This window comes from Micromonospora sp. NPDC002717 (genome assembly GCF_040295705.1).
GTDB lineage: Bacteria > Actinomycetota > Actinomycetes > Mycobacteriales > Micromonosporaceae > Micromonospora.
This window is the reverse complement of sequence record NZ_JBEOVW010000003.1, coordinates 323,048-348,304: the sequence shown is the minus strand read 5'-3', so window position 1 is coordinate 348,304 and position 25,257 is coordinate 323,048. Positions and strand designations below refer to the sequence as shown.

General features: G+C 75.0%; 25 protein-coding genes. 17 read left to right on the top strand and 8 right to left on the bottom strand.

The genetic code is table 11. The features are described 5' to 3' along the window. Nucleotides 1-3: 3 nt before the first annotated feature. Entirely contained in the window at nt 4-1,587 is a 1,584-nt protein-coding gene (locus ABT006_RS08020; RefSeq protein WP_350704092.1) for an alpha/beta hydrolase, read from the bottom strand. A 185-nt stretch (nt 1,588-1,772) separates the two neighbouring features. Beyond that, on the bottom strand, nt 1,773-2,069 hold the full coding sequence (locus tag ABT006_RS08015) for a type VII secretion target (protein ID WP_350704090.1): 297 nt from the start codon (nt 2,067-2,069) through the stop codon (nt 1,773-1,775). 175 nt (nt 2,070-2,244) lie between these two features. Here ABT006_RS08015 and ABT006_RS08010 point away from each other — a divergent pair, with 175 nt between their 5' ends. The 15 genes from ABT006_RS08010 (at nt 2,245) to ABT006_RS07940 (ending at nt 16,463) form a co-directional block, all read left to right on the top strand. Then, nucleotides 2,245-2,613 (top strand): holo-ACP synthase, encoded by a 369-nt coding sequence (locus ABT006_RS08010; RefSeq protein WP_350704088.1) that lies wholly within the window; start codon nt 2,245-2,247, stop codon nt 2,611-2,613. 50 nt (nt 2,614-2,663) lie between these two features. Continuing rightward, on the top strand, nt 2,664-4,133 hold the full coding sequence (locus tag ABT006_RS08005) for an NAD(P)H-hydrate dehydratase (protein ID WP_350704086.1): 1,470 nt from the start codon (nt 2,664-2,666) through the stop codon (nt 4,131-4,133). Nucleotides 4,134-4,229: 96 nt separating this feature from the next. Further along, entirely contained in the window at nt 4,230-5,348 is a 1,119-nt protein-coding gene (gene alr, locus ABT006_RS08000) for an alanine racemase (protein ID WP_350704084.1), read from the top strand. Next, nucleotides 5,345-6,436 carry an alpha/beta fold hydrolase gene (locus tag ABT006_RS07995; RefSeq protein ID WP_350704082.1) on the top strand — a complete coding sequence of 364 codons (1,092 nt, stop codon included), beginning with the start codon at nt 5,345-5,347 and terminating at the stop codon, nt 6,434-6,436. Before alr ends, ABT006_RS07995 begins: the two co-directional genes overlap by 4 nt. Next, nucleotides 6,433-6,915 (top strand): tRNA (adenosine(37)-N6)-threonylcarbamoyltransferase complex ATPase subunit type 1 TsaE, encoded by a 483-nt coding sequence (tsaE, locus tag ABT006_RS07990; RefSeq protein WP_350704080.1) that lies wholly within the window; start codon nt 6,433-6,435, stop codon nt 6,913-6,915. The genes ABT006_RS07995 and tsaE overlap by 4 nt, the downstream gene beginning before the upstream one ends. Nucleotides 6,916-6,975: 60 nt before the next feature. Further along, on the top strand, nt 6,976-7,677 hold the full coding sequence (gene ung / locus ABT006_RS07985; protein ID WP_350704078.1) for a uracil-DNA glycosylase: 702 nt from the start codon (nt 6,976-6,978) through the stop codon (nt 7,675-7,677). 86 nt (nt 7,678-7,763) lie between these two features. After that, nucleotides 7,764-8,615: a maleylpyruvate isomerase family mycothiol-dependent enzyme gene (locus tag ABT006_RS07980; RefSeq protein ID WP_350704076.1), complete on the top strand. Its 852-nt coding sequence runs from the start codon at nt 7,764-7,766 to the stop codon at nt 8,613-8,615. Between the two features lie 46 nt (nt 8,616-8,661). Continuing rightward, a complete protein-coding gene (gene tsaB / locus ABT006_RS07975) occupies nt 8,662-9,339 on the top strand; it encodes a tRNA (adenosine(37)-N6)-threonylcarbamoyltransferase complex dimerization subunit type 1 TsaB (protein ID WP_350704074.1) in 678 nt (225 codons plus the stop codon). Beyond that, nucleotides 9,336-9,800, top strand: a complete 465-nt coding sequence (gene rimI, locus ABT006_RS07970; RefSeq protein WP_350704073.1) for a ribosomal protein S18-alanine N-acetyltransferase — start codon at nt 9,336-9,338, stop codon at nt 9,798-9,800. Before tsaB ends, rimI begins: the two co-directional genes overlap by 4 nt. Continuing rightward, nucleotides 9,793-10,839 (top strand): tRNA (adenosine(37)-N6)-threonylcarbamoyltransferase complex transferase subunit TsaD, encoded by a 1,047-nt coding sequence (gene tsaD, locus ABT006_RS07965; protein ID WP_350704071.1) that lies wholly within the window; start codon nt 9,793-9,795, stop codon nt 10,837-10,839. Before rimI ends, tsaD begins: the two co-directional genes overlap by 8 nt. Before the next feature lie 18 nt (nt 10,840-10,857). Then, a complete protein-coding gene (locus ABT006_RS07960; RefSeq protein ID WP_350704069.1) occupies nt 10,858-11,112 on the top strand; it encodes a hypothetical protein in 255 nt (84 codons plus the stop codon). Between the two features lie 118 nt (nt 11,113-11,230). After that, nucleotides 11,231-12,931 (top strand): ABC transporter transmembrane domain-containing protein, encoded by a 1,701-nt coding sequence (locus tag ABT006_RS07955; RefSeq protein ID WP_350704067.1) that lies wholly within the window; start codon nt 11,231-11,233, stop codon nt 12,929-12,931. Then, nucleotides 12,931-14,703 carry an ABC transporter ATP-binding protein gene (locus ABT006_RS07950; RefSeq protein ID WP_350704065.1) on the top strand — a complete coding sequence of 591 codons (1,773 nt, stop codon included), beginning with the start codon at nt 12,931-12,933 and terminating at the stop codon, nt 14,701-14,703. Before ABT006_RS07955 ends, ABT006_RS07950 begins: the two co-directional genes overlap by 1 nt. A gap of 183 nt (nt 14,704-14,886) precedes the next feature. Continuing rightward, the gene (locus ABT006_RS07945) at nt 14,887-15,978 is read left to right on the top strand and encodes a Na+/H+ antiporter (RefSeq protein WP_350704063.1); all 1,092 of its coding nucleotides are present in this window, start codon (nt 14,887-14,889) and stop codon (nt 15,976-15,978) included. After that, nucleotides 15,975-16,463: a cation:proton antiporter family protein gene (locus tag ABT006_RS07940; RefSeq protein WP_350704061.1), complete on the top strand. Its 489-nt coding sequence runs from the start codon at nt 15,975-15,977 to the stop codon at nt 16,461-16,463. Before ABT006_RS07945 ends, ABT006_RS07940 begins: the two co-directional genes overlap by 4 nt. 96 nt (nt 16,464-16,559) lie before the next feature. On the opposite strand, the gene ABT006_RS07935 is transcribed toward ABT006_RS07940, so the two are convergent. The 6 genes from ABT006_RS07935 to ABT006_RS07910 form a co-directional block, all read right to left on the bottom strand. Then, a complete protein-coding gene (locus ABT006_RS07935; RefSeq protein ID WP_350704060.1) occupies nt 16,560-17,741 on the bottom strand; it encodes an ROK family protein in 1,182 nt (393 codons plus the stop codon). A gap of 28 nt (nt 17,742-17,769) precedes the next feature. After that, nucleotides 17,770-19,029 (bottom strand): sugar ABC transporter permease, encoded by a 1,260-nt coding sequence (locus ABT006_RS07930; protein ID WP_350704058.1) that lies wholly within the window; start codon nt 19,027-19,029, stop codon nt 17,770-17,772. Next, nucleotides 19,026-19,844 (bottom strand): ATP-binding cassette domain-containing protein, encoded by an 819-nt coding sequence (locus ABT006_RS07925; protein ID WP_350704056.1) that lies wholly within the window; start codon nt 19,842-19,844, stop codon nt 19,026-19,028. The genes ABT006_RS07930 and ABT006_RS07925 overlap by 4 nt, the downstream gene beginning before the upstream one ends. A gap of 108 nt (nt 19,845-19,952) precedes the next feature. Then, the gene (locus ABT006_RS07920) at nt 19,953-21,050 is read right to left on the bottom strand and encodes a sugar ABC transporter substrate-binding protein (protein ID WP_350704054.1); all 1,098 of its coding nucleotides are present in this window, start codon (nt 21,048-21,050) and stop codon (nt 19,953-19,955) included. 193 nt (nt 21,051-21,243) lie between these two features. After that, nucleotides 21,244-21,723 carry a Cys-tRNA(Pro) deacylase gene (ybaK, locus tag ABT006_RS07915; protein ID WP_350704052.1) on the bottom strand — a complete coding sequence of 160 codons (480 nt, stop codon included), beginning with the start codon at nt 21,721-21,723 and terminating at the stop codon, nt 21,244-21,246. Nucleotides 21,724-21,773: 50 nt separating this feature from the next. Next, nucleotides 21,774-22,958 (bottom strand): THUMP-like domain-containing protein, encoded by a 1,185-nt coding sequence (locus tag ABT006_RS07910; protein WP_350704050.1) that lies wholly within the window; start codon nt 22,956-22,958, stop codon nt 21,774-21,776. Nucleotides 22,959-23,213: 255 nt separating this feature from the next. On the opposite strand from ABT006_RS07910, the gene groES reads away from it, so the two are divergent. Next, on the top strand, nt 23,214-23,522 hold the full coding sequence (groES, locus tag ABT006_RS07905; protein ID WP_498070960.1) for a co-chaperone GroES: 309 nt from the start codon (nt 23,214-23,216) through the stop codon (nt 23,520-23,522). Nucleotides 23,523-23,592: 70 nt separating this feature from the next. Continuing rightward, nucleotides 23,593-25,239 (top strand): chaperonin GroEL, encoded by a 1,647-nt coding sequence (gene groL / locus ABT006_RS07900; RefSeq protein ID WP_350704048.1) that lies wholly within the window; start codon nt 23,593-23,595, stop codon nt 25,237-25,239. Nucleotides 25,240-25,257: the final 18 nt, after the last annotated feature.

The following is a 25,257-nucleotide window of genomic DNA, read 5'->3' as shown; positions in this document are numbered from 1 at the left end:
GCGTCAGCGGCCGAGCACCACGCGGGCCATGCCGTCCAGCGCCGGGTTGTCGGCCGCCCAGTAGCCGCTGTGCCCGTGCCGGCCGCTGGGGAAGGTGCGCCCGCCGAAGCCCGGGTGGGCCGGGTCCTGGCCGAACCACAGCTCGCGTTCCGGCCCGCCGGCCAGCCGGGCGGCCCCACCGAGCGGCGACGCGGCGAGCAGAGCCTGCCGGGCCAGCTCGTCCGGCGGCCGGGCGAGCCGGATCACGTCGTCCGGCGCGGTGCTCGCCCAGACCTGCCCGGGTGGCAGGCCCAGCTCGGCGGCGTGCGCGACCCCCACCCCGGGCGAGCCGACGAAGACCAGCGCGTCGGCGGCCAGCCCGTGGTCGCGGGCGGCCGTGCCGACCACCAGCGAGCCGTAGCTGTGGCCCAGCACGGTCTGCCGGCCCGACGGCCCGTCGTGGGTCGCCCGCAGCCCCTCCTGGAACCGGTGCAGCGCCGGGCCCGCGTCCCGGGCATGCCCCGGCCAGGCCGCCTCGTGCAGGAAGTCGGGGGCGTCGTAGTCCAGCCAGAGCACCGCGGCGGTCTCCTCCTCCGGCGCGATGTCGGCGCAGCGGGACAGCACCCGCGCCGCCCGGCCCAGCTCGCCGGGCGCGTCGTGCAGGCCGGCGGTCATCCCCGGCACGTACGTCAGCGTCCGCGCCGCCCGGTCCGGGTTGCCCAGCGCCACGACCGCGCGGCCCTCGCCGGCGGTGTCCAGCCACAGCAGGTACGCCCGGGGCGCCTCGCCAGCGGCCAGGCGCCCGGTCAGCGCGTCCAGCCCCGCCAGTGCCCGCTCGACCCGCAGCAGCCCGGCCAGCTCGACCGGCCCGCGCGGCACCCGCTCCAGCAGCCGGCGCCGCGCGGCGACCAACTCCTCCCGCCGCGCCCCGAGCAGCAGGCGGTTGGCCTGGTCGCGGGCGGCCAGCGGCACCCCGTCGAGGCGCCCGACGAGCGCCGCCTCGTGCGCCACCAGCCACCGCCGTTGGGCGGGGGTGAGCCCGGCCCACCACGCCCGCACCGCGGCGGGGGTGGCGCCGGGCGGGGGCCGGCCGGGCGGCGGCGGGGCGACCCACGTCGACCGGGCGGCGGCGGACAGGGCGTCCAGCCGGCCGGCCGCCTCCCGGTCGGCCGCCCCGGCCAGCGCCAGCGCCTCCCGGATCGCCGCGCCCACCCCGGCCGCGACCTGCCCCGACCGTGGGGAGGCCGGCGCGCGGGCGGGATCGGCGGCGACCCGCCCCTGCCGGTCGACCAGCAGCCCGGCGCCGTCCGCGCGGGTCACCGCGGCGGCGAGCCGGCCCTTCGCCGCCCCCAGCCGACCGGCGAACTCGGCCAGCGCCTGATCGGCCTCGATCAGGGCGGGGGAGACCGTGGTCAGCTCGGTGCGCAGCGCCGCGAGCCGGGCGTCGGCGGCCCCGCCAGCGCCGCCCGACCAGTCGGCGCGCAGCGCCGCCGCCCCGGCGGACAACTCGTCGGCCCGGCACCCGACCCGGTCGGTCAACCCCCGCCAGGCTGCCCCGGCGGCCCGCCAGGCATCCGGGTCGACCGCCCAGAGCTGCCGGTATCCCACGGCCGGCGCCCGCTCGGCGGGGTGTGCCGGCCGCCCGGACGGCCCGGCTCGGCCCGGTGCCCGCTCGGCGGGGTGCGCCGGCCGCCCGGCGGGGCCCGCTTGGCTCGCCGCGGGTGGTGCCGGCGCAGCTCCGGCCACCAGTGGTGCCGACCCGGTCTTGCCCGCTGCCGGTCGTGCCGGCGCGGTCACCGGGCGAGGGCGGCGAGCCGGCCGGCCGCCCGGTCGTCCACGGACTCGTACGCCTCGGCCGCGGCCCGCACCGCACCGGCCGTCGCGGCCACCTGGGCGCCGAGCGCGCCGAACCAGGAGTGCACCGCCGACTCCAGCCCGGTCAGCGCCGCCCCGGCCGCCCACTCCGGAGCCGGCACCACCAGCCCGGTCACCCCGGCCAGCCCGTGCCCCAGCCGGTACGCGTCGTCGTCGAGCGCGCTCGCCGCCCGGCGCAGCGCGTCGGGTCGTACGGTGATCGGCTCCTCGGTCATCCTCGGCCCCCGTGCCTCGCGGAACATCGACGACCGGAACGCTAGGCGGCGTCCACACCCCCGCAGGCGCCCTGTGGACGACGGCCCCGGCGGGCGGACACCCGTCGTCCACAGGTGTTGCCCGGCCCCGAGCCGGCGGCTAATGTGCGGCCGCCCACGCCGGTAGGGTGAGCCCGTGATCGTCGCTGTCGGCATCGACGTCGTCCTGGTCGAGCGGTTCGCCCGGGCCCTGGCGCGGACGCCGCTGCTCGCCGACCGGCTCTTCACGGAGGCCGAGCGCTACACCAGCTCCGGCAACCCGCGTTCGCCGGAGTCGCTGGCCGCCCGGTTCGCCGCCAAGGAGGCGGTCGCCAAGGCGCTCGGCGCGCCGGCCGGGCTGAGCTGGCACGACTGCGAGATCGTGCCGGACCCGGACGGCCGCCCCTGGCTGACCGTCTCCGGCACGGTCGCGGCGGCGGCCACCGAGCGCGGGGTCAACCGCTGGCATCTCTCGTTGTCCCACGACGGTGGGATCGCCTCGGCCATGGTGGTCGCGGAACGGTGATCGGAGCGCGCCGACCTGGCGCGCCGGGAAGCTCGGACGGGGGCGGTGGCGTGAGACCGGTGTGGCGGGTCGCGGACGTACGCGCGGCGGAGGCGGGGCTGACGGCCGCCCTTCCGCCCGGGACGCTGATGAAGCGGGCCGCCGCCGGGCTGGCCCGCCGCTGCGCGCTGCTGCTCGCCGACCGGGGCGGGGTCTACGCCGCCCGGGTGCTGCTGCTGGTCGGCTCCGGCGACAACGGCGGCGACACGCTCCTGGCCGGCGCGCACCTGGCCCGTCGCGGCGCGGCCGTGTCGGCGCTGCTGCTCAGCCCCGGCCGGGCGCACGCCGAGGGGCTGGCCGCGCTGCGGGCCGCCGGCGGGCGGATCGTGGACCGGCCGCCGGCGACGGTCGACATGGTGCTGGACGGCATCGTCGGAATCGGCGGGCGGGGCGGGCTCCGGGACACCGCCGACCAGCTCGCCGCCAGCCTGGTGCGGCACTGCGGGCGCGACGGCGCCCCCGCCACCGTGGTCGCGGTGGACGTGCCCAGCGGTGTCGCGGTCGACACCGGGGACGTGCCGCTGACCGCCACCGGGCGGCCGAGCGCCGTCCGCGCCGACGTGACGGTCGCGTTCGGCGCGCTGAAGCCCGCGCTGGTGGTGGGCCCGGCCGCCGCGCTCGCCGGTCAGGTGGAACTGGTCGACATCGGGCTGGAGCCGTGGCTGCGCGGCAGCCCCGCGCTGCGCGTGACCGAGTGGTCGGACGTCGTGGACTGGTGGCCCCGGCTCGGCCCGGCGTCGGAGAAGTACGCCCGGGGCGTGGTGGGTGTCGCCACCGGCTCGGCCACCTACCCCGGCGCGGCGGTGCTCTCGGTCGCCGGGGCGCTGGCCGGCCCGACCGGCATGGTCCGCTATGCCGGCTCCGCCCGGGCCGACGTGCTGCACCGGCACCCCTCGGTGATCGCGACCGACCGGGTCGCCGACGCGGGGCGGGTGCAGGCCTGGGTCTGCGGCTCCGGGCTGGGCACCGGCGAGGAGGCGGCCCGGGAACTGCGCGCGGTGCTCTCCGCCCCGGTGCCCGTGGTGCTCGACGCCGACGCGCTGACCCTGCTGGTCGACGGCTCGCTCGCCGACCGGCTGCGCAGGCGGGACGCCCCGATCGTGGTCACCCCGCACGACCGCGAGTTCACCCGGCTCTGCGGGGAGACGCCGGGCGCCGACCGGGTGGCGGCCACGCTGCGGCTGGCCGCCTGGATGAACGCCGTGGTGCTGCTCAAGGGCGACCGCACGGTGATCGGCACGCCGGACGGCCGGGCGTACGTCAACCCGACCGGCACGGCGGCGCTGGCCACCGGGGGCACCGGCGACGTGCTGGCCGGGCTGCTCGGCTCGCTGCTCGCGGCCGGGCTGGCGCCGGAGCGCGCGGCGGCCTCGGCCGCGTACCTGCACGGGCTGGCCGGTCGGGAGGCGGCCCGGGGCGGGCCGGTGACCGCGCCCGACGTGGCCGACGCCCTCCGCCCGGTCCTCGCCCGTCTCGGCTGACCGCAGCGGCTCCGGCGGCCTGGGCCGGGGAGAGCTGACCGCAGCGGCTCCGGCGGCCTGGGCCGGGGAGATCAGCGCGGAAAGTAGGCTGGGGGCATGTGGCAGGCCGAGGTGCGGGTGGATCTGGACGCGATCCGCGAGAACGTGAGCCGGCTGCGGGCCGGCACCGCCGCCGAGCTGATGGCGGTGGTCAAGGGCGACGGCTACGGCCACGGCATGGTCCCGGCCGCCCGCGCCGCGCTGGACGCCGGGGCGGACTGGCTGGGCGTCTGCACGCTGGACGAGGCGCTGACGCTGCGCCGGGCCGGGATCACCGTGCCGGTGCTGGCCTGGCTCCTCGCGCCCGGGCTGCCGCTGCACGAGGGGGTCGCCGCCGGGGTCGACCTCGGCGCCGCCAGCCTGCCCCAGCTCGACGAGATGGTCGAGGCGGGCCGCGCGGCCGGTCGACCGGCCCGGCTGCACCTCAAGATCGACACCGGGCTGTCCCGGGGCGGCGCGACCGTCGCCGACTGGCCGGCCCTGCTCGACGCCGCCGCCAAGGCGCAGGCCGACGGCCTGGTCGAGGTGGTCGGGGTGTGGAGCCACTTCGTCTACGCGGACTCGCCCGGCCACCCGACCATCGACCGCCAACTCGCCGTCTTCCACGAGGGCATCGGCATGGCCGAGCAGGCCGGCCTGCGGCCCCGCTACCGGCACCTGGCCAACTCCGCCGCCACGCTGACCCGACCGGACGCGCACTTCGACCTGGTCCGGCCCGGGCTCGCCATCTACGGGCTCTCCCCGGTGGCCGGCGAGAGCTACGGGCTGCGCCCGGCGATGACCGCCCGGGCCCGGGTGATGCTCGCCAAGCGCGTCCCCGCCGGCTCCGGCGTCTCGTACGGGCACACCTACACCACCGAGCGGGAGGCGAACCTGGCCGTGGTACCGCTCGGCTACGCCGACGGGGTGCCCCGGCACACCTCCAACAGCGGGCCGGTGCAGCTCGGCGGCCGGCGGCGGCGGATCTCGGGCCGGGTCTGCATGGACCAGTTCGTGCTCGACTGCGGCGACGACCCGGTGGCCGCCGGCGACGTGGTCACGCTCTTCGGCAGCGGTGCCGGCGGCGAGCCCACGGCCGACGACTGGGCCGAGGCGGCCGGCACCATCAACTACGAGATCGTCACCCGGTTCGGCAGCAGCCGGGTGCCCCGCGTCTACGACGGCGAGCGCCCGTGACGTCCCGTTCCCGGATTCCGCTGCCCCGCTCCGGGCACGCCCGGGCCGCCGTGGGCGCGCTGGCCGCCGTCGGGGTCGCCGCCGCCGGGCTCGCGGCCGGCGTCGCCACCGAACGCGCCCTGGTCCGCAAGCTCAAGTCCGACCCCACCGACCGGTACGCCGACGAGGTCTTCGGCGAGCAGCGGTACGACGAGGCGTTCCGGCTGGAGATGCCCGACGGCACCGACATCCACGTCGAGGTGGTCGAGCCGACCCGGCCGACGCCCGGCAACCCGACCGTGGTGCTGGTGCACGGCTTCTGCCTGGACATGGGCACCTTCCACTTCCAGCGCAAGGTGCTCGCCGAGCGGGGCGAGCACCGGATCGTCGCGTACGACCAGCCGGGGCACGGCCGGTCCGGGCGGCTGGAGACGGGCGAGTACGACCTCACCGCGCTCGGCCGGACGCTGCGCGAGGTGATCGACCGCGTCGCCCCGGAGGGGCCGCTGGTGCTCGTCGGCCACTCGATGGGCGGCATGACGATCATGGCCTTCGCCGAGCTGTTCCCGGAGCTGTTCGGCGACCGGGTCGTCGGCACCGTGCTGATGGCCACCTCCGGCGGCCTGCTCGCCGAGACCAAACTGGTGGCGCCGGCCCTGCTCGGCCGGGTCGGCGCGCCCGTGCTCTACATGGTCGGCAACGTCACCCGCTACGGCGGCACGGTGATCGACCGCGCCCGCAAGTCCACCACCAACGTGGCCTGGCTGCTCACCCGCAGGTACGGCTTCGGCACCCGCCACCCCAGCCCGGCCCTGGTGTCGTACGTCGAGACGATGAACTCGCGCACGTCCGCCGACACGGTGACGCGCTACCTGCGGACGCTGGCGACGCACTCCCGCTTCCCGGCGCTCGCCGCGCTGGCGGACACCCCCGTGCTGGTGGTCGTCGGCGACAAGGACATGATCACTCCGGTGACCCACTCGGAGGAGATCGTCCGGCGGCTGCCGCACGCCGAGTTCGTCAAGATCTCCGACAGCGGGCACGTGGTGATGCTGGAGCACGCCGACGAGGTCAACGCGGCACTGACGCGCTTCCTGGAGGAGCTGTGACGCATGTCGTCGAGCTGCCGACGGTCGACGACACCCACGGGTTCGGGCGGCGGCTGGCCGGGCTGCTGCGCGCCGGCGACCTGCTGCTGCTGACCGGGCCGCTGGGCGCCGGCAAGACCGCGTTGACCCAGGGCATCGGCGCCGGGCTCGGGGTGCTCGGCGACATCACCTCGCCCACCTTCGTGATCGCCCGGGTGCACCGACCGGATCCGGCCCAGGGCGGCACGGTGGCGCTGGTGCACGCCGACGCGTACCGGCTGGGCGACGCCGCCGATCCGCGCGCCGAGATCGACGACCTCGACCTGGACGCCTCGGTGGACGAGTCGGTGACCGTGGTCGAGTGGGGCGAGGGCCTGGTCGAGCAGCTGGTCGAGGCACACTTGCGGGTGCGCGTCGACCGGCGCGACGACGACACCCGGGTGGTCGAGCTGGAGCCGGTCGGCGGCGACTGGGCGCAGCGCCTCGCCGCCCTCGGGTGAGCGCTGTCGTACCGTCTGCCTAGAGTGCGCGGGACGGATTCGACAGGCGAAAGGTTGCCGATGCCCGACGACGCCCCCACCCTGGACCTGCTGGCGCTGCTGCCGGAGGACTGGCGTGCCGTGCTCACCCCGCACCTCGACCCGGCCCGCACCGCCGAGCTGGCCGCGTTCGTCGCCGGGGAATACGCGACCCGCACCGTCTTCCCGCCGGTCGACGACCTCTTCTCGGCCTACCGGCTCTGCGCGCCGGCCGACTGCCGGGTGCTGATCCTCGGGCAGGACCCGTATCACAAGGCGGGGCAGGCGCACGGGCTCAGCTTCAGCGTGCGGGAGGGCGTGAGCGTGCCGCCGTCGCTGCGCAACGTCTTCAAGGAGCTCGGCGAGGACGTCGGCGTGCCGAAGCCGCGCAGCGGCAACCTGAGCGGTTGGGCGGCGCAGGGCGTCCTGCTGCTCAACTCGGTGCTCACCGTCCGCGAGGCCACGCCCGGTTCGCACGCGAACCGCGGCTGGGAGGAGTTCACCGACGCCACCATCCGGGCGCTCGACGCGCTGGACTCCCGGGTGGTCTTCCTGCTCTGGGGCGGCTACGCGCGCAAGAAGGCCGCGCTGGTCACCAACCCGCAGCACGTGGTGCTGGAGGCCGGGCACCCCAGCCCGATGAACCCGCGCGGCTTCCTGGGCAGCCGGCCGTTCAGCGCGGCCAACAAGGCCCTCGCCGACGCGGGCCTGCCCACGGTCGACTGGGAGCGCTCGGCCGGCTGACGAAGTCCGCAAGCTGCGGGTCACCGGGCGGCGACCGTCCGCTGTAGCCTGTGCCTCCAGCGGTCGGCGAGCCGGGAGGCGGGCGGATGACGGCGACGGTCAGCGACGAACGGTGGCGGGTGGCGCGGACGGCGCTGGCGGAGCAGACAGACCGCTTCGTCGATCTGGTCCGCGCCGCCCCGCCGCAGGCCATGGCCACGGCCGACTGGTCGGTGGCGGACACGCTCGCCCACGTCGGCTCCATCGCGTGGTTGTACGTCTGCCTGGTGGATCCGGAACGCCCGCTCCCACCGGTGCCGGGCGTCGACACGCTGCTGTCCGGGACCACCGTCGACACGGTGGCGGACTTCAACGACGTGATGCTCGGCCACCTCACCGAGCGCGACCCGCAGCCCCTGCTCGACCGGTTGCAGGCCGACGTGAAGCAGTTCCTGGTCGCCTGCGAGGGGCGGCGCCCCGACGAGACGGTGCCGTGGCTCGCCGGGGCGCAGGTTCCCCTCGCCGGGCTCTGCGCCCACCTGGTCAACGAGGTGCTCATCCACGGCCACGACGTCGCCCGCGCCACCGGGCAGCCCTGGGAGATCCCCAGCCCGCACGCCGTGCTCTTCCTGGAGCTGTTCCTGGCCGGCGTGGTCCGACACGGCTACGGGCGGCTGATCGACGGCGGCTCGCCGCCGAGCGAGCGCCGCATCGTGGTCGAGTTCCGCTCGGCGTACGCGGCCCCGGTCCGGCTGCTGCTGCACCGGGGGGTGGTGTCGTTCGCCGAGCCGGACGCCCGGCCCGACGTGCGGATCGACCACGATCCCGCCACGCTCAGCCTGATGATGTTCGGCCGGATCAGCCGGGCCCGGGCGGTGCTCAGCGGCAAGGTGCGCATCAGCGGGCGGCGTCCCTGGCTGCTGCCGGCCTTCCAGCGCAAGTTCCGCACCCCGAGCTGACCCGCGTCGCCGGGGCTGCCGACCGGGGCGGCTAGGCTGGCTTACCGTGCTCGTACTGGTGGTGGACAGCTCGACGCCCGCGGTGACGGCGGCGCTGGTGGAGGTCACGGCGGACGGCGTCGCGACCCGGGCGTACCGCTGCACGGTCGACGCCCGCGCCCACGGCGAACTGCTCGCCCCACAGGTCGACGCGGTGCTCGCCGACGTCGACGCCCGCCCGGCCGACCTGGGCGCGATCGTCGCCGGGCTCGGCCCCGGCCCGTTCACCGGGCTCCGGGTGGGGCTGGTCACCGCCGCCACCATGGGCCAGGTGCTGGGCGTGCCGACGTACGGCGTCTGCTCGCTGGACGCCGTCGGCCACCCGGCGGCTGCCGGCGAGCCGGTGCTGGCGGCGAGCGACGCGCGCCGCCGGGAGATCTACTGGGCGGTCTACGACGGCGCGGGCCAGCGGATCGTCGGGCCGGAGGTGTCGGCCCCGGCGGTCGCCGCCGAGCGCGCCCGCGGCCTGGCCGTCACGGTCGCGGTCGGCGACGGCGCGCACCGGTACGCGGACACCCTCGGCCTGCCCGTGCGGGCCGAGCCGCGCTACCCGGACGCCGGCGTGCTGGCGGCCCTGGCCGCCGAGCGGATCCGGGCCGGCGCCCCCGGTGAGGCGCTCACCCCGCTCTACCTGCGCCGGCCGGACGCCGTGGCGGCGACGGCCCGCAAGCCGGTCCTGCCATGACCGGGGTGCGCCTCCAACGGTTCCGGTGGTGGCACATCGACGAGGTGCTGCCGATCGAGGCGGACCTGTTCGGCGCCGAACAGTGGTCGGCGGCGATGTTCTGGAACGAGCTGGCCAACGGGCACTTCTACCTCGTCGCCACCGACGACGACGGCACCGTGCTGGGCTACGCCGGGCTCACCGCGGCCCCGCCCGACGAGGCGTGGGTGCAGAACATCGCGGTACGCCGGGACGCCCAGCGGCGCGGCATCGGCCGGCTACTGCTGGAGGCGCTGCTCGCCGAGGCGGCCCGGCTCGGGTCCCGCAGCACCCTGCTGGAGGTCGCGGCGGACAACGCCCCGGCCCAACTGCTCTACGCGGCGTACGGCTTCGAGCCGATCGGCGTGCGGCGCGGCTACTACCAACCGAGCAACACCGACGCGCTGGTCATGCAGCGCACCCGGGAGGTGGGCGATGACTGACGAACCCCTGGTCCTCGGCATCGAGACGTCCTGCGACGAGACCGGCGTCGGCATCGTGCGGGGGCACACGCTGCTGGCCGACGCGCTCGCCTCCAGCGTCGAGCAGCACGCCCGGTTCGGCGGGGTGGTGCCCGAGGTGGCCAGCCGGGCGCACCTGGAGGCCATCGTGCCGACCATGGACCGGGCGCTGAAGGAGGCGGGGGTGACCCTCGCCGACATCGACGCGATCGCGGTCACCTCCGGCCCGGGGCTGGCCGGCGCGCTGCTGGTCGGGGTGGCCGCCGCCAAGGGCTACGCGCTCGCCGCCGAGAAGCCGGTCTACGGCGTCAACCACCTGGCCGCGCACGTCGCCGTGGACACCCTGGAGCACGGCCCGCTGCCCGAGCCGGCGATCGCCCTGCTGGTCTCCGGCGGGCACTCCTCCCTGCTGCTCGTCGACGACCTGGCCCGGGGCGTCACCCCGCTCGGCGCCACGATCGACGACGCGGCCGGCGAGGCGTTCGACAAGGTGGCCCGGCTGCTGGGCCTGCCGTTCCCCGGCGGGCCGTACATCGACCGGGAGGCCCGGGCCGGCGACCCGGCCGCCATCGGCTTCCCGCGCGGCCTGACCGCCGCCAAGGACCTCACCGCCCACCGCTACGACTTCTCCTTCTCGGGACTGAAGACGGCGGTGGCCCGCTGGGTCGAGGCGCGGCAGCGGGCGGGCGAGCCGGTGCCGGTCGCCGACGTGGCCGCGTCCTTCCAGGAGGCGGTCTGCGACGTGCTGGTGCGCAAGGCGCTGGACGCCTGCCGGGCCAACGGTGTCGAGACGCTGGTGATCGGCGGCGGCGTGGCGGCCAACTCGCGGCTGCGGGCGATGGCCGAGCACCGCGCCGCCAAGGACGGCATCCGGGTCCGGGTGCCCCGACCGAAGCTCTGCACGGACAACGGCGCGATGGTCGCCGCCCTCGGCTCGCACCTGGTCGCCTCGGGTGTCGCGCCGAGCCGGCTGGACCTGCCCGCCGACTCGGCCATGCCGCTGACCACCGTCAGCGTGTGAGACTCAGGGACGGATGACGTGATCGTGCGGATGTGGGAGGCGCGGGCCGAGCCGTACGGCGTCGCCGACCTGATCACCTGGGTCTGCGACACGGCGCTGCCGGAGTTCGAGCACGACCCGATGCACCTGTCCAGCGAGGTGTTCTCCTCCACGGACCATCGGGTGGTGGTCATCTCCAAGTGGCGCAGCAATCCCCGCCCGCTGCCGGAGCCGCCGGCGATGCTGCTCGCCCGCCCGCCGCACTCGTGGGACTTCACCCAGGTCGACCGCTGACCGGCGTGCCGCCGTTCGACGTGGGTCGCGGCGTGCCGTCGTTCGACGTGAGCCGGGGCACGTCGCGGCGGTAATTGGTTGGCGGCCCGGCCGGCCGGCCGCCTAGCGTCGGTGGGTCATGCGTTTCTCACCGGCCGGCGACCCCGGCACACCCGACACCCGCTCGGCGACCCGCTACCTGCTGTGGCTGGCCGGGCGGCACAAGGTGCTGTTCACCGTCGGCATCCTGCTCGGCGTCGTCTGGATGGTCGCCCAGGCGCTGGTGCCGGCGGCCGTCGGCCGGGCCGTCGACGGGCTCACCCGCGGGGACGAGGACGCGCTGCTCACCTGGGGGCTGGTGCTGCTGGGCCTGGGCGTGCTCCAGGCGGTCGCCGGGATCCTGCGGCACCGCTGCGCGGTGCACAACTTCCTCGCCGGGGCGTACCGGACGGTGCAGCTGACCGTGGGCGCGGCGAACCGGCTCGGCGCCGCGCTGCCCCGCCGGGTGGCCGCCGGCGAGGTGGTGAGCATCGGCACGGCCGACATCAACCAGATCGGCTCGGCGATCGACATCACCGCCCGGGGCACCGGCGCCGTCGTCGCGATCGTGACCGTCGGGGTGATCCTGCTCGGCGCCTCCCTGCCGCTCGGGCTGGTCGTGGTGCTCGGCGTGCCGCTGCTGATGGCGGTGGTCGGGCTGCTCATCCGGCCCCTGCACCGGCAGCAGCAGGCCTACCGGGACTCCGAGGGGGCGCTGACCACCCGGGCCGGCGACATCGTCTCCGGGCTGCGGGTGCTGCGTGGCGTCGGCGGCGAGCCGATGCTCTCCGCCCGCTACCGCGCGCGGTCCCAGGCGCTGCGCGCCGACGGCCTCCGGGTGGCCCGGGTCGAGTCGCTGCTGGAGGCGGCGCAGGTGCTGCTCCCCGGCGCGTTCCTGGTGCTGGTCACCTGGCTCGGCGCCCGGTTCGCGCTGCGTGGCGAGATCAGCGCCGGCCAGCTCGTGGCGTTCTACGGCTACACCGCGTTCCTGGTCAGCCCGCTGCGGCAGCTCACCGAGGCGGTGGACAAGCTGACCCGGGGGCACGTCGCCGCCCGGCGCGTGGTGCGGCTGCTGCGGCTCGACCCGGAACTGGTGGACCCGCCCCGCCCGGCGGCGCTGCCGGACGGCCCCGGTGAGGTGGTCGACGTGGAGTCGGGCGTGACCCTGCGGCCCGGCCGGTTCACCGCGCTCGCCGCGACCGCGCCCGAGGACGCGGCGGCGATCGTCGACCGCCTCGGCCGGTACGTCGACTCGGACGCGACGCTGCACGGCGTACCGCTGCGGGCGCTGCCGCTGGCGACGGTGCGGGAGCGGATTCTGGTGGCCGACAACAACGCGCACCTGTTCACCGGCCCGCTGCGCGCGGAGCTGGACCCGCACGACCGGGCCGACGAGGCGGCGATCGCGGCGGCGCTGGCGGCGGCGAGCGCGACGGACATCGTGGAGGCCCTGCCCGACGGGCTGGCCAGCACCGTGGCCGAGCGGGGGCGGGAGTTCTCCGGTGGCCAGCAGCAGCGGCTGCGGCTGGCCCGGGCGCTCGTCGCCGACCCGGAGACCCTGCTGCTGGTCGAGCCGACCAGCGCCGTGGACGCGCACACCGAGGCCCGCATCGCCGAGCGGCTCGGCGCGGCCCGGGCCGGCCGGACCACCCTGGTCTGCACCACCAGCCCGCTCGTGCTGAGCCGCGCCGACCATGTGATCTTCGTGGAGGACGGCAAGGTGGTGGCCGAGGGGACGCACACCGCACTGCTCGACGGCGAACCGCGCTACCGGGCGACGGTCAGCCGGGGGGAGGACTGATGGCCGCCGCACTGCCGGTCGCCGACGCGCGCCAGGTGCGCCGCTACGCCTGTACGCTGGTGCGCCGGCACCCGCGCGCGCTCGGCGTGGCGCTCGGCCTGCACGCCCTGGCCGCGGCGGCCGGCCTGGTCGCGCCGTGGCTGCTCGGCGACCTGGTCGAGGGGATCTCCCGGGGCACGACGGGCGTCACCGTCGACCGGATCGCGCTGCTGATCGCCGGCTTCGTGCTGGCGCAGTCGGTGCTGGTGCGGTTCGCCCACCTGGCGTCGGCGCGGCTCGGCGAGCGGGTGCTGGCCGAGCTGCGCGAGGAGTTCGTCGACCGGATCCTGGCGCTGCCGCTGGCCACCGTGGAGCGAGCCGGGACGGGCGACCTGCTCACCCGGACGTCCCGGGACGTCTCCGCGCTGTCCCGGACGGTCCGGTTCGCGGTGCCCGAGACGCTGATCGCGGTCGTCACCGGCTGCTTCATCGTCGGCGCGCTGCTCCTGGTCAACCCGCTGCTCGCGGTGCCCTGCCTGGTCGCGGTGCCGCTGCTGTGGGCCGGCACCCGGTGGTACCTGCGCCGCGCCCCGGACGGCTACCTGCGGGAGAACGCCGCCTACTCCGACATCACCGACGGGATCAGCGAGACCGTCGAGGGCTCGCGCACCACCGAGGCGTTGCGGCAGGAGGCGCGCCGCCGGGCCCGCACCGACGCCGACATCCGCCGGTCGTACGCGGCCGAGCGCTACACCCTGCGGCTGCGCACGGTGTTCTTCCCGGTCACCGAGATCGGCTACGTGGTGCCGGTGGTCGCCACGCTGATCATCGGCGGCTGGTTCCACCTGAAGGGTTGGGTGAGCCTCGGCGAGGTCACCGCCGCCACGCTCTACGTTCAGCAACTGATCGACCCGGTCGACCGGCTGCTCTCCTGGCTGGACGAGTTGCAGGTCGGCGGCGCCTCGCTGGCGCGCCTGCTCGGGGTGGCCGACGCCGACGCGCCGACCACGTCCCCGGCCGGGTCGCCGGCGCGGGCGGGCACCGACGTGCCGGCGGGCGACCGGCGGCTCGCCGCCCGGGACGTCCGGTACGCGTACCGGACGGGGCGGGACGTGCTGCACGGGGTGACCCTGGTGCCGGAGCCGGGGGAGAAGCTGGCGATGGTCGGCCCCTCGGGCGCCGGAAAGTCCACCCTCGGTCGGCTGCTCGCCGGGGTGCACGCGCCCCGTTCCGGCTCGGTCACCGTGGCGGGACGGCGGCTCGACGAGCTGCCCCTAGCCGAGCTGCGGACGCACGTCGCGCTGGTCACCCAGGAGCACCACGTCTTCATCGGCACGCTGCGGGACAACGTGGCGATGGTCCGGCCGGGCGCCGACGAGGCGGCCGTCCGGTCGGCGCTGGCCGCCGTCGACGCGCTCGACTGGGCCGACGCGCTGCCGGACGGGCTCGACACGGTGGTCGGCGCCGGCGGGCACCCGCTGTCGCCCGCGCAGGCGCAGCAGTTGGCGCTGGCCCGGCTGGTGCTGGCCGACCCGCACACCCTGGTGCTGGACGAGGCCACCTCGCTGATCGACCCCCGGGCCGCCCGGCATCTGGAGCGCTCCCTCGCGGCCGTGCTCCAGGGCCGGACGGTGATCGCCATCGCGCACCGCCTCTTCTCGGCGCACGATGCCGACCGGGTCGCGGTGGTCGAGGACGGCCGGATCATCGAGATCGGCCCGCACGACGAGCTGGTCGCCGCGGGCGGTTCCTACGCGGCCCTCTGGCGCTCCTGGCACGGCACCCGCTCCTGACGCCGACCGCCCGTCACCTGGCCTGACGCCGTCCGCCCGTCACCCGCTCCTGACGTCGCGCCGCCCGTCACCCGTTCGACGGTTCGGCGGTGCCGCGTCCGCGTGCCGTACCACGATGTTGCCAGTGGCAGGCGGTCGCGCACCCGCCACTGCGGCGCGGCCGGCGGGTGACGGGGGAGCGACGTGGGCGGTCTCGAACTCATCGTGGTGCTGGGCGTCACGGTGCTGGTCGGCACCACCCTCGGCGGACGGTACAGCGTGGCGCCCCCGGTCCTGCTCATCACGATGGGCGCGCTGTTGGCGCTCCTGCCGCCGCTGTCGCACGTGGCGCTGGAGCCCGAGGTGGTGCTGCTGCTGTTCCTGCCGGCGATCCTCTACCGGGAGAGCATCACCACCAGCCTGCGCGAGATCCGCACCAACCTGCTGGCGATCACGCTGCTGGCGGTGGGGCTGGTGGTGGCGACGATGGTCGCCGTGTCGCTCGTCGCGCAGCGGCTCGGCATCGACCCGGCCGCGGCCTGGGTGCTCGGCGCGGTGCTCGCGCCGACCGACGCCGCGGCGGTCTCCGGCCTGGCCAAGCGGATGCCGCGCCGCATCCTCACCACCCTGCACGCGGAGAGCCTGATCAACGACGGCACCGCGCTGGTGCTCTTCACCGTCGCGGTGGGCCTGATCGTCGGGGGCACCGAGCCCAGCGCGCTCGGGCTGGCCGAGCGGTTCGTCGGCGCGTCGGCCGGGGGCGTCGTCGCCGGCCTGCTGGTCGGCTGGGCGGTGATCGTGGTCCGGCGACGCCTCGACGATCCGCTGCGCGAGGGCGCGCTGAGCGTCCTCACGCCGTTCGTCGCGTTCCTCCTCGCCGAACTCGTCCACGCCAGCGGGGTGCTGGCCGTGGTGGTCGCCGGCCTCGTGCTCTCCTACGCGGCCCCCCGGGTCGTCCGGGCCCGCTCCCGGGTGCTGGCGTACGCCTTCTGGGACCTCGCCACGTTCCTGATCAACGGGGGGCTCTTCGTGCTCCTCGGGATGCAGATCCCGCGCGCGCTGCGCGGCCTCACCAGCCTGTCGACGGCGCGGGCGCTGGCCATCGCGGTCGCGGTGACCTGCGTCGTCGTGGCGACGCGGATGCTCTGGATCCACCTGGCGGCGTTCGGCTTCCGGGCCGCCAACCGCCGCCCGTCGCTGGCGGGCGAGCAGGTCGACTGGCGGGTGCGTACGGCGGCCGGGTGGGCGGGGTTCCGGGGCGCGGTGTCCTCGCGGCGGCCCTCGCGGTGCCGGTGACGGCCCCCACCGGCACGCCCGTCCACGAGCGTGACCTGATCATCTTCACGACCGCCGTCGTCATCCTGATCACGATGCTGATCCAGGGCACCACGCTGCCGGCCGTCGTCGGGTGGGCGGGTCTGGTCGGCGACACCCGGCGCGTCGACGAACTGCGCCTGGCCCGGACGCGGGCCACCGAGGCCGCCCTGGCGGCGCTGCCCGAGGTCGCCGACCGGCTCGGCGCCGGGCCGGACGCGGTCGACCGGATCAGGGCCGACTACGAGCAGCACCTCGACGACGTCCGCTCCGCCGACCGGGGCCGGTCGGCGGAGCAGGCCCGGGACCTCGACCGGCGGCTGCGGCTCGCCGTACTGGAACACAAGCGCCGCGAGATCACCAGGTTGCGGGACACGAACCAGATCGACGACATCGTGCTCCGGGACGTGCAGGCCGTCCTCGACATCGAGGAGATACGGCTGCTGGGACCGGAGCCGAACGAGTAGCCCGCACGTCGCCCGGCTCCCGCGGAACCCGCCTGCCCGGTGCGGCCCGGTGGGCGGGTCAGGTGCGGCGGAGCACGCCTCGACCGTCCGTCGTCCTCAGCCGACGTCGAGCGGGTCGGCGAGCAGCCGCTCGAAGGCCAGCTCGGCGGCGCCGATCAGCGCCGCGTCGTCGCCCAGCTTCGGGGTGCGCAGCCGGACGTGCTCCAGGCAAGCCGGCAGGGCGATCGAGTTGAGCCGGCTGCGTACCTGGGCGGCGGCGGCGAGGTAGAGGTCCCGCATCGTGCCGCCGAAGATGACCAGCTCCGGGTTGAAGATGTTCACCAGGTTGGCCACCCCGAAGCCGAGCCAGTCGCCGGCCTGGCGGACGGCGGTCTGCGCCCGGGCGTCGCCGCGGTCGGCGGCCTCGAAGACGGCCAGCAGCGCGTCCCGGCCCCGCGCGTCGGTGCGGCCGGCGGCGCGCAGCAGCGCGTGCTCGCCGATCTGGGTCTCCCAGCAGCCGCGGGAGCCGCATTCGCAGGGCGCGCCGTCGGGGACGACCACCATGTGCCCGACCTCGCCGCCGTAGCCGCCGTGCCCCGTGAGTCGGCGGCCGCCGGCGATGATGCCGGCGCCCACGCCCACGTCCCCGTACAGGTAGATGACGTTGTCGCAGCCGGCCGCCGTGCCGCGCGCGTGCTCGGCGAACGCCGCCACGTCGGCCACGTTGCCGACCGTGACCGGGACCTCGCAGCCCAGTTCGGCGGCGAGCGCCGCGCCGATCGGCTCGTCCACCCAGCCGGTGGTCGGTCCCAGCCGGACCAGCCCGTCGTCGCGGCGGACCATGCCGCAGACCGCGACGCCCGCGCCGACGCAGACCGCGTCGGCCGGCACGGTCTGCTGCATCTCCTTGACCGCCCCGGCCAGCAGCGGCGCGGCCTCCGCGGCGGTCAGGCCCCGGGGGCGTTCCTGCTCCCGGCGGTCGAGCACCGCGCCGCCGAGGCCGACCCGCGCGGCCCGCAGCCGGTCCACCTCGATGCTGTACGCGTACGCGTGCACCCGCTCCGACTCGGGCCGGACGACCAGCGACGGCCGTCCGGCCCGGCCGGTCTCCTTCGGCGTCCCCTCGCTGACCAGCCCGGCGCCGGCCAGGTCGGCGGTCAGCGCGCCGATGGTGCTGCGGTTGAGCCCCAGCGCGCTGGTCAGTTCCGCACGGGTGGTCGCCCCGTGGATGTGCACGTACCGCAGCAACGCGCCCAGGTTTCGCCGGCGGATCTCGTCCTGGCTCGGTCCTGCGCGCATTGCTGTCGTCACTTCCGTGGTGCGGTGGTCAGCGGGTGCCGGTGGCCGTGGAGCGGCGACGTGACAGTGCGTCGACGCCCGCGGCGAGCAGCAGCACCAGCCCGGTGAACACGTACTTCAGGCCCGAGCTGAGGTCGAGCAGGCCCATGCCGTTGATGATGACCGCCACCACCGCGCCCCCGAGCACGGCGTTGATCATCCGCCCCTTGCCGCCGAAGAGGCTGGTGCCGCCGATGACCGCCGCCCCGACCGCGTACAGCAGCACATTACTGCCACCGGTGTTCGGGTCCACCGACCTGTCACGGCTGGCGGCGATGATGCCGCCCACGGCCGCCATGGTCGAGCAGATCACGAACGCGGAGATCCGGATCCGGTCCACGTTGATGCCGGCCCGACGGGCGGCCTCCCGGTTGCCGCCGACGGCGTACAGGTGCCGGCCGTACGCGGTGCGGGTCAGCACGAACGTCCAGCCGACCAGGAGCACGGCGAGGATCGGCACCACGATCGGCATGCCCCGGTTGGAGCTGATCAGCGGGTTGATGCTGCGCTCCTGGTTGAGCACGTACACCGCGAGGCCGAGGACGACCGCGAGCGCCGCGATCCGGGCGGACACCACGGCGAGCGGTTCGGCGACCAGGCCACGGGCGACGCGGTTGCGGTGCCGCAGCAGTTGCGCGGCGGCGTAGCCGGCGACCGCGACGGCGAAGAGCACCCACCCGATCAGCGGCGGCACCCAGCGGTTCTCGATCGCGATGATCGTTTCGTCGCGGATGGTGATGTTGCTGCCCTCCTCCATGAGGAGGAGCACCACGCCCTGGAACGCCAGGAAGCCGGCGAGCGTGACCACGAAGGACGGGATGCCCACCTTGGCGACCAGGATGCCGAGGGTGAGGCCGATGACCATGCCGGTCGCGAGGGCGGCGGCCACCGCGACGTACCAGGGATGGCCCAGCACCGTCGCCACGTTGGCGAGGATCGTCGCGCAGACGCCGCTGGCGAAGCCGGCGGAGAGGTCGATCTCGCCGAGCAACAGGACGAAGATCAGGCCCATCGCGATGGCGGTGACCGCCGCGCCCTGCGTGAACAGGTTGGCGAAGTTCGCCGCGGAGAAGAAGACCGGGCGGACGATCGCGAACACCGTGCAGAGGACGACCAGACCGATGACGGCCGGCAGCGAGCCGAGGTCGCCCCCGCGTACGCGGGTCAGGTAGTTGCGGACGTGACCGCCGACGGTGGGTGCCGGGGCGACGGCCGCCGGCCCTTCCTTGCGTACTGCGGTGGTGGTCATCGGAGGGCCTCCGGGTTGCTGGCGACGGTCTGCCCGCCGTTGTCGGTCTGCCCGTTGCCCCCGCCGAGGCCGACCGCGCCGGACCGGCCGGCGGTGATCAGCTCGACCACCTGGGCGTGGGTGATGTCGGTGGTCCTCACCTGGGCGACCATCTGGCCGAGGTAGAGCGCGGCGATCCGGTCGGAGACGGCGAAGACGTCGTTCATGTTGTGCGAGATGAGCACCACGGCCAGTCCGTTGTCGGCGAGCCGGCGCACCAGTTCGAGCACCTGCGCGGTCTGCGCGACGCCGAGCGCGGCGGTCGGCTCGTCCAGGATGACCAGCCTGCTGTTCCACAGCACCGCCTTGGCGATCGCCACGGTCTGGCGCTGGCCGCCGGAGAGGCTGGAGACGTGCTGCCGGAGCGACCTGACGGTCCGCACGCTCAGCCCGGCCAGGGTCTCGGCGGCCATCTGCTCCATGGTCGGCTCGTCGAGCACGATGCCACTGCGCTTCTCCCGGCCGAGGAACATGTTCTGCACGATGTCGAGGTTGTCGCAGAGCGCGAGGTCCTGGTAGACGACCTCGATGCCGAGCGAGGCCGAGTCGCGCGGGCTGTTGATGGTCACCGGGCGGCCGTCGAAGAGGAACACGCCGGCGTCGGTGGGATGGATGCCGCTGATGCACTTGACCAGGGTCGACTTGCCGGCACCGTTGTCGCCGACCAACGCGGTCACCTCGCCCGCGTGGGCGGAGAAGGCGACGTCGCGCAGGACCTGGACGGGACCGAAGCTCTTGTCGATCCCGCGTAGCTCCAGCAGGGGGGTTGCGGACACGGGGGTCTCCTTCGGGCGGCGGGGGGAGGTCGGATCCCGTCCGGCGTGCGCGCCGCCCAGCACGGGGAGGTCCGTGCCGGGCGGCGCCGCCTGGAGCGGGTACGGGGGTCAGCTGATGCCGGCGTCGGCGCAGAGCTTGGCGTACGCCCCGGCGCAGACCTCGTCCTTGGTCACGAAGCCGTCGGCGATGACGTCCTTGACGTTCTCCTTGTAGATCGCCTTCGGGGTGAGCAGCACGGCGGCGACGTCCTTGCCGCTCTCCGGGTCCTTGACGGTCTGGCCGGTCTCCTTCCGCTCGCCCATGGCCAGCGCGATGGCCAGGTCGGAGGCGGCCTTGGCCTCCTCGCGGATCGCCTTGTAGACGGTCATGCACTGGTCGCCGGCGAGGATGTTCTGCAGGCCCTGCGGGGTCGCGTCCTGGCCGGTCACCGGCACCTTGCCGTTGAGCTTGTTCTTCTTGAGCACCGAGATGGCCGCGTTGCCGAGGCCGTCGTTGGCGGCGAGGACGCCGTCGATCCTGCCCTGGGTCGAGGTGAGCATCTGCTCGAAGATCACGCCGGCCTGCGCGTTGTCCCAGTCCGGAACCGCCTGGTCCGGGCCCTTGGTGTACTCCTTCGAGTCGAACTTCGGCTTGAGCACCGAGTCGTACCCGTTCTTGAACAGGGTGGCGTTGTTGTCGGTCGGGGAGCCGTTGAGGTACGCCACGACCGGGTTCTTCGCGCCCTTGTCGGTCAGGCACTTGCTCAGGCCCTCACCCTGGAGCTTGCCGACGGCCTCGTTGTCGAAGCTGACGTAGTACTCGGCGCCCCCGCCGAGGGTGAGCCGGTCGTAGTCGATGGTCGCCACGCCCTGGGACTTGGCCCGCTCCAGCACCGCCTTGCCGGTGCCCGAGTCCAGGTTGACGATCATCAGCGCGGTCGCCCCGTTGGTGATCATCTGGTCGGCGATCGTGGAGAACTGGGACTTGTCGCCCTGGGCGTTCTGGATGTCGTACTGGACACCGGCCGCCTTGAACGCCTCCTCCAGGAACTTGCGGTCCGCGCCCTCCCAGCGGGCGGAGGACTTGCTGTCCGGGAGGATCACGCCGATCTTCGGGGCCCGGGTGCCGCCGGCCTGGTCGCCGCCGCCGGTCTCGTCGCCGCAGGCGGTCATGCCGCCGGTGGCGAGCAGGCCCACGGCGGCGAGGGTGAGGAAGCCCTTGCGCATGTGCAGGGTCCTTTCGGGGGTGGGGGATGATGCTGGTTTGTTGTGTCCGGCAACGTATTCCGCGTCACACTGCGGGCACAAGAGTGCCGAGGTGGCGAGTTTGTTGTCGGCAGTAACAATTCAGCAACGTCTCTGTCGCCCGGCCGTCGCCCGCACGGGAGCGCTCTCCCGCCTGCTCAGGGAGCGGCGCAGCTCAGCGGGCGGACAGCGGGGCCGTGGCCGCCCCGGTGAGGGCGACCAGGTCCTGCGGGGCGAGCTGGAGCTGGAGGCCGCGCCGGCCCGCCGAGACGTAGACGGTGGGATGGTCGAGCGCCGACGAGTCGAGCACCGTGGGCAGCCGCCGACGCTGACCGAGCGGGCTGATCCCGCCGCGCACGTAGCCGGTGACCCGTTCGGCCACCGCCCGGTCGGCCATGGCGGCCCGCTTGCCGCCGACCGCCGCGGCGAGCGCCTTGAGGTCCAGCTCGCCGGTGACCGGCACGACCGCCACGGTCAGCGCGCCGTCGACCTCGGCGACCAGCGACTTGAACACCCGCTCCGGCGGCACCCCCAGCGCCGCCGCGACCAGCGCGCCGTAGTTCGGCGCGTCGGGGGAGACGTCGTACGGATGCGTGCTGTGGGCGATCTTCCGCTTCGTCAGCAGCGCGGTCGCCGGAGTGCCCTGTCCCGCCATGACCGTCAAGCTAACCCGGGTCCGGGTGACCCGCGAGCCGATAAGGCCGGCTACCCGACCGGCCGGCAGACCAGCGCCGTCGGCGCCCCGGCGACCCGGGTCAGCACCAGGCTGGCCGCCTCGTCGCCGGCCAGCCGCAGATCCCGCCGCAGCTTCTCCGGCTCTAGCGCGGAGCCGCGCTTGAGGATCTCCACCCGCCCGACCCGGCGCTCCCGCAGCAGCGCCCGCAGCCGCTTGAGCGAGAACGGCAGCACGTCGGTGACCTCCAGGCAGCGGGCGAACGGGGTCGCCGCCGGGGCGTCCGCGTAGAGGTAGGCGATGCTCGGGTCGGCCAGCGTCGCGTCGAGGGCGCCGGCCAGCTCCGCGACCAGGTGCGCGCGGACCACCGCCGGATCCGGGTCGTACAGGAAGCGGCGGACCGGCCCGACCGGCGCCTCGGCGTCGCCGGAGCCGGTCAGCGCGTGCGCGGCGGCACCGCGCAGCAGGGTGGCCCGGCGGGGGACCTCGGCGAGCCGGCCGCACCACAGCGCCGCCTCGACCAGGTCGCCGTCCGCGCTCACCCACTCCGCCTCGGCGCCCGCGGGGATCAGCGCGTGGTCGATCCCGGGCGCCACCTTCACCACCGTGTACGGCACCCGCGCGGCCAGGCCGACGACGAAGTCCCAGGGCGGGGAGTAGGCGTTCGGGTCGAAGACCCGCCGCCCGGTGCCCGCCTTCCGCCGCGCCGGGTCGCAGAACACCCCGTCGACCCGGCTGACGTCGAACGCCGTGGCGTCGCCGCACTCCACCGTGAACAGCTCGGCCAGCCCGGCCGCCTCCGCGTTGGCGGCGGCCATCGCGGCGGTCACCGGGTCGGCCTCCACCCCGTACACCCGGATGCCGGCCCGCGCGGCGGCGAGCGCGTCCGCGCCGAGGCCGCACCCGAGGTCGGCCAGGGTGCGCACGCCAGCGGCGCGCAGCCGGCCGGCGCGCCGCGCCGCGACGGGGCCGCGGGTGGCCTGCTCCAGCCCGGCCCGGGTCAGGAACATCCCCGCCGCCGCCGGCCCGAACTTGCCGACCGCCCGGCGGCGCAGCTCGGCCTGGGTGAGCGCGGCCGCCGCCAGCGCGGGCGGCATCCCGGCGGAACGGAGCGCGGCCGCTGCGGCCAGCGGGTCGCCGCCGGCCACCCGCGCGGCCGCGTCGAGCGCGACCGACCCCTCGGGCGTACGCAGGGCGGCGAGCTGGTCGAGGTCCACGCGGTCATTCTGGCCGCCCGGCCCGACGCGCCGGCCGGCGGGTTGGCACTCTCCTTGACGGAGTGCTAGCCGAGGAATAACCTGCGATTAGCACTCTCACCCCGAGGGTGCCAGCTTCCGGGCCGTCAGGCCCGGGCGCTGAACGCCAGGCGGACCGGCACCCGCGACGACGGCCCCGCCCGGTGGCATGTGGCAGATTGACGCTGGTCGGCTCGCCGGCCGGTAACGAAACCAGTACCCCAGGAGGGTATGCCCGTGACTACCGCGACCAAGGTTGCGATCAAGCCGCTCGAGGACCGGATCCTGGTCCAGGCGAACGAGGCTGAGACCACCACGGCGTCGGGCATCGTGATCCCCGACACCGCCAAGGAGAAGCCGCAGGAGGGCACCGTCCTCGCTGTCGGCCCGGGCCGCGTCGACGACAAGGGCAACCGGATCCCGGTTGACGTCAAGGTCGGCGACACCGTCATCTACTCGAAGTACGGCGGCACCGAGGTCAAGTACGCCGGCGAGGAGTACCTGGTGCTCTCCGCCCGCGACGTCCTCGCGGTCATCGAGAAGTAAGCAACCGATCAGTGTCGTTGCCCCGGTCCGGCTCGCCGGGCCGGGGCAACGTCGCTTCGAAGGGACATTCATGGCGAAGATCCTGAGCTTCTCGGACGACGCCCGGCACCTGCTCGAGCACGGTGTCAACGCCCTCGCGGACGCGGTCAAGGTGACCCTCGGCCCGCGCGGGCGCAACGTCGTCCTGGACAAGAAATTCGGTGCGCCCACGATCACCAACGACGGCGTGACCATCGCCAAGGAGATCGAGCTCACCAACCCGTACGAGAACCTCGGCGCGCAGCTGGTCAAGGAGGTGGCGACCAAGACCAACGACGTCGCCGGCGACGGGACCACCACCGCCACCGTGCTGGCCCAGGCGATGGTCCGCGAGGGCCTGCGCAACGTGGCGGCCGGCGCCAACCCGACCGGCCTCAAGCGGGGCATCGACGCGGCGGCCGCCAAGGTCTCCGAGGCGCTGCTCGGCCGCGCGGTCGAGGTCGCCGACAAGAAGTCGATCGCGCACGTCGCGACCATCTCCGCGCAGGACGCCACCATCGGCGAGCTGATCGCCGAGGCGATGGAGCGGGTCGGCCGCGACGGTGTCATCACCGTCGAGGAGGGCTCCGCGCTCACCACCGAGCTGGACGTCACCGAGGGCCTCCAGTTCGACAAGGGCTTCATCTCGCCGAACTTCGTCACCGACGTGGAGGGGCAGGAGTCGGTCCTGGAGGACCCGTACATCCTGATCACCACCCAGAAGATCTCGGCGATCGAGGAGCTGCTGCCGCTGCTGGAGAAGGTCCTCCAGAACAGCAAGCCGCTGCTGATCATCGCCGAGGACGTCGAGGGCCAGGCGCTGTCCACCCTGGTGGTCAACTCGATCCGCAAGACCCTCAAGGTCTGCGCGGTCAAGGCCCCGGGCTTCGGCGACCGCCGCAAGGCGATGCTGCAGGACATGGCGATCCTCACCGGCGCCGAGCTGGTCGCCCCGGAGCTGGGCTACAAGCTCGACCAGGTGGGCCTGGAGGTGCTCGGCAGCGCCCGGCGCGTGGTGGTCGACAAGGAGAACACCACGATCGTCGACGGCGGCGGCCAGGCGAGCGAGGTCGCGGACCGGGTGGCCCAGATCCGCAAGGAGATCGAGGCCTCCGACTCCGACTGGGACCGGGAGAAGCTCGCCGAGCGGCTGGCCAAGCTGTCCGGCGGCATCGCGGTCATCAAGGTCGGCGCCGCGACCGAGGTCGAGATGAAGGAGCGCAAGCACCGCATCGAGGACGCGATCGCCGCGACCAAGGCCGCGGTCGAGGAGGGCACCGTCCCGGGCGGCGGCGCCGCCCTGGCGCAGATCCTGCCGGCGCTGGACGATGACCTCGGCTTCACCGGTGACGAGAAGGTCGGCGTCTCGATCGTGCGCAAGGCGCTGGTCGAGCCGCTGCGCTGGATCGCCCAGAACGCCGGCCACGACGGCTACGTCGTGGTGCAGAAGGTCGTCGGCAAGGAGTGGGGCCACGGCCTCGACGCCGCCAGCGGCGAGTACGTCGACCTGGCGAAGTCCGGCATCCTCGACCCGGTGAAGGTGACCCGCAACGCGGTCAGCAACGCCGCGTCGATCGCCGGCCTGCTGCTCACCACGGAGAGCCTCGTGGTGGAGAAGCCGGAGAAGGCCGAGCCGGCCGCCGCCGGTGGGCACGGCCACGGCCACGGTCACGGCCACCAGCACGGCCCGGGCTTCTGACCCTCGCCGTACGCCTCG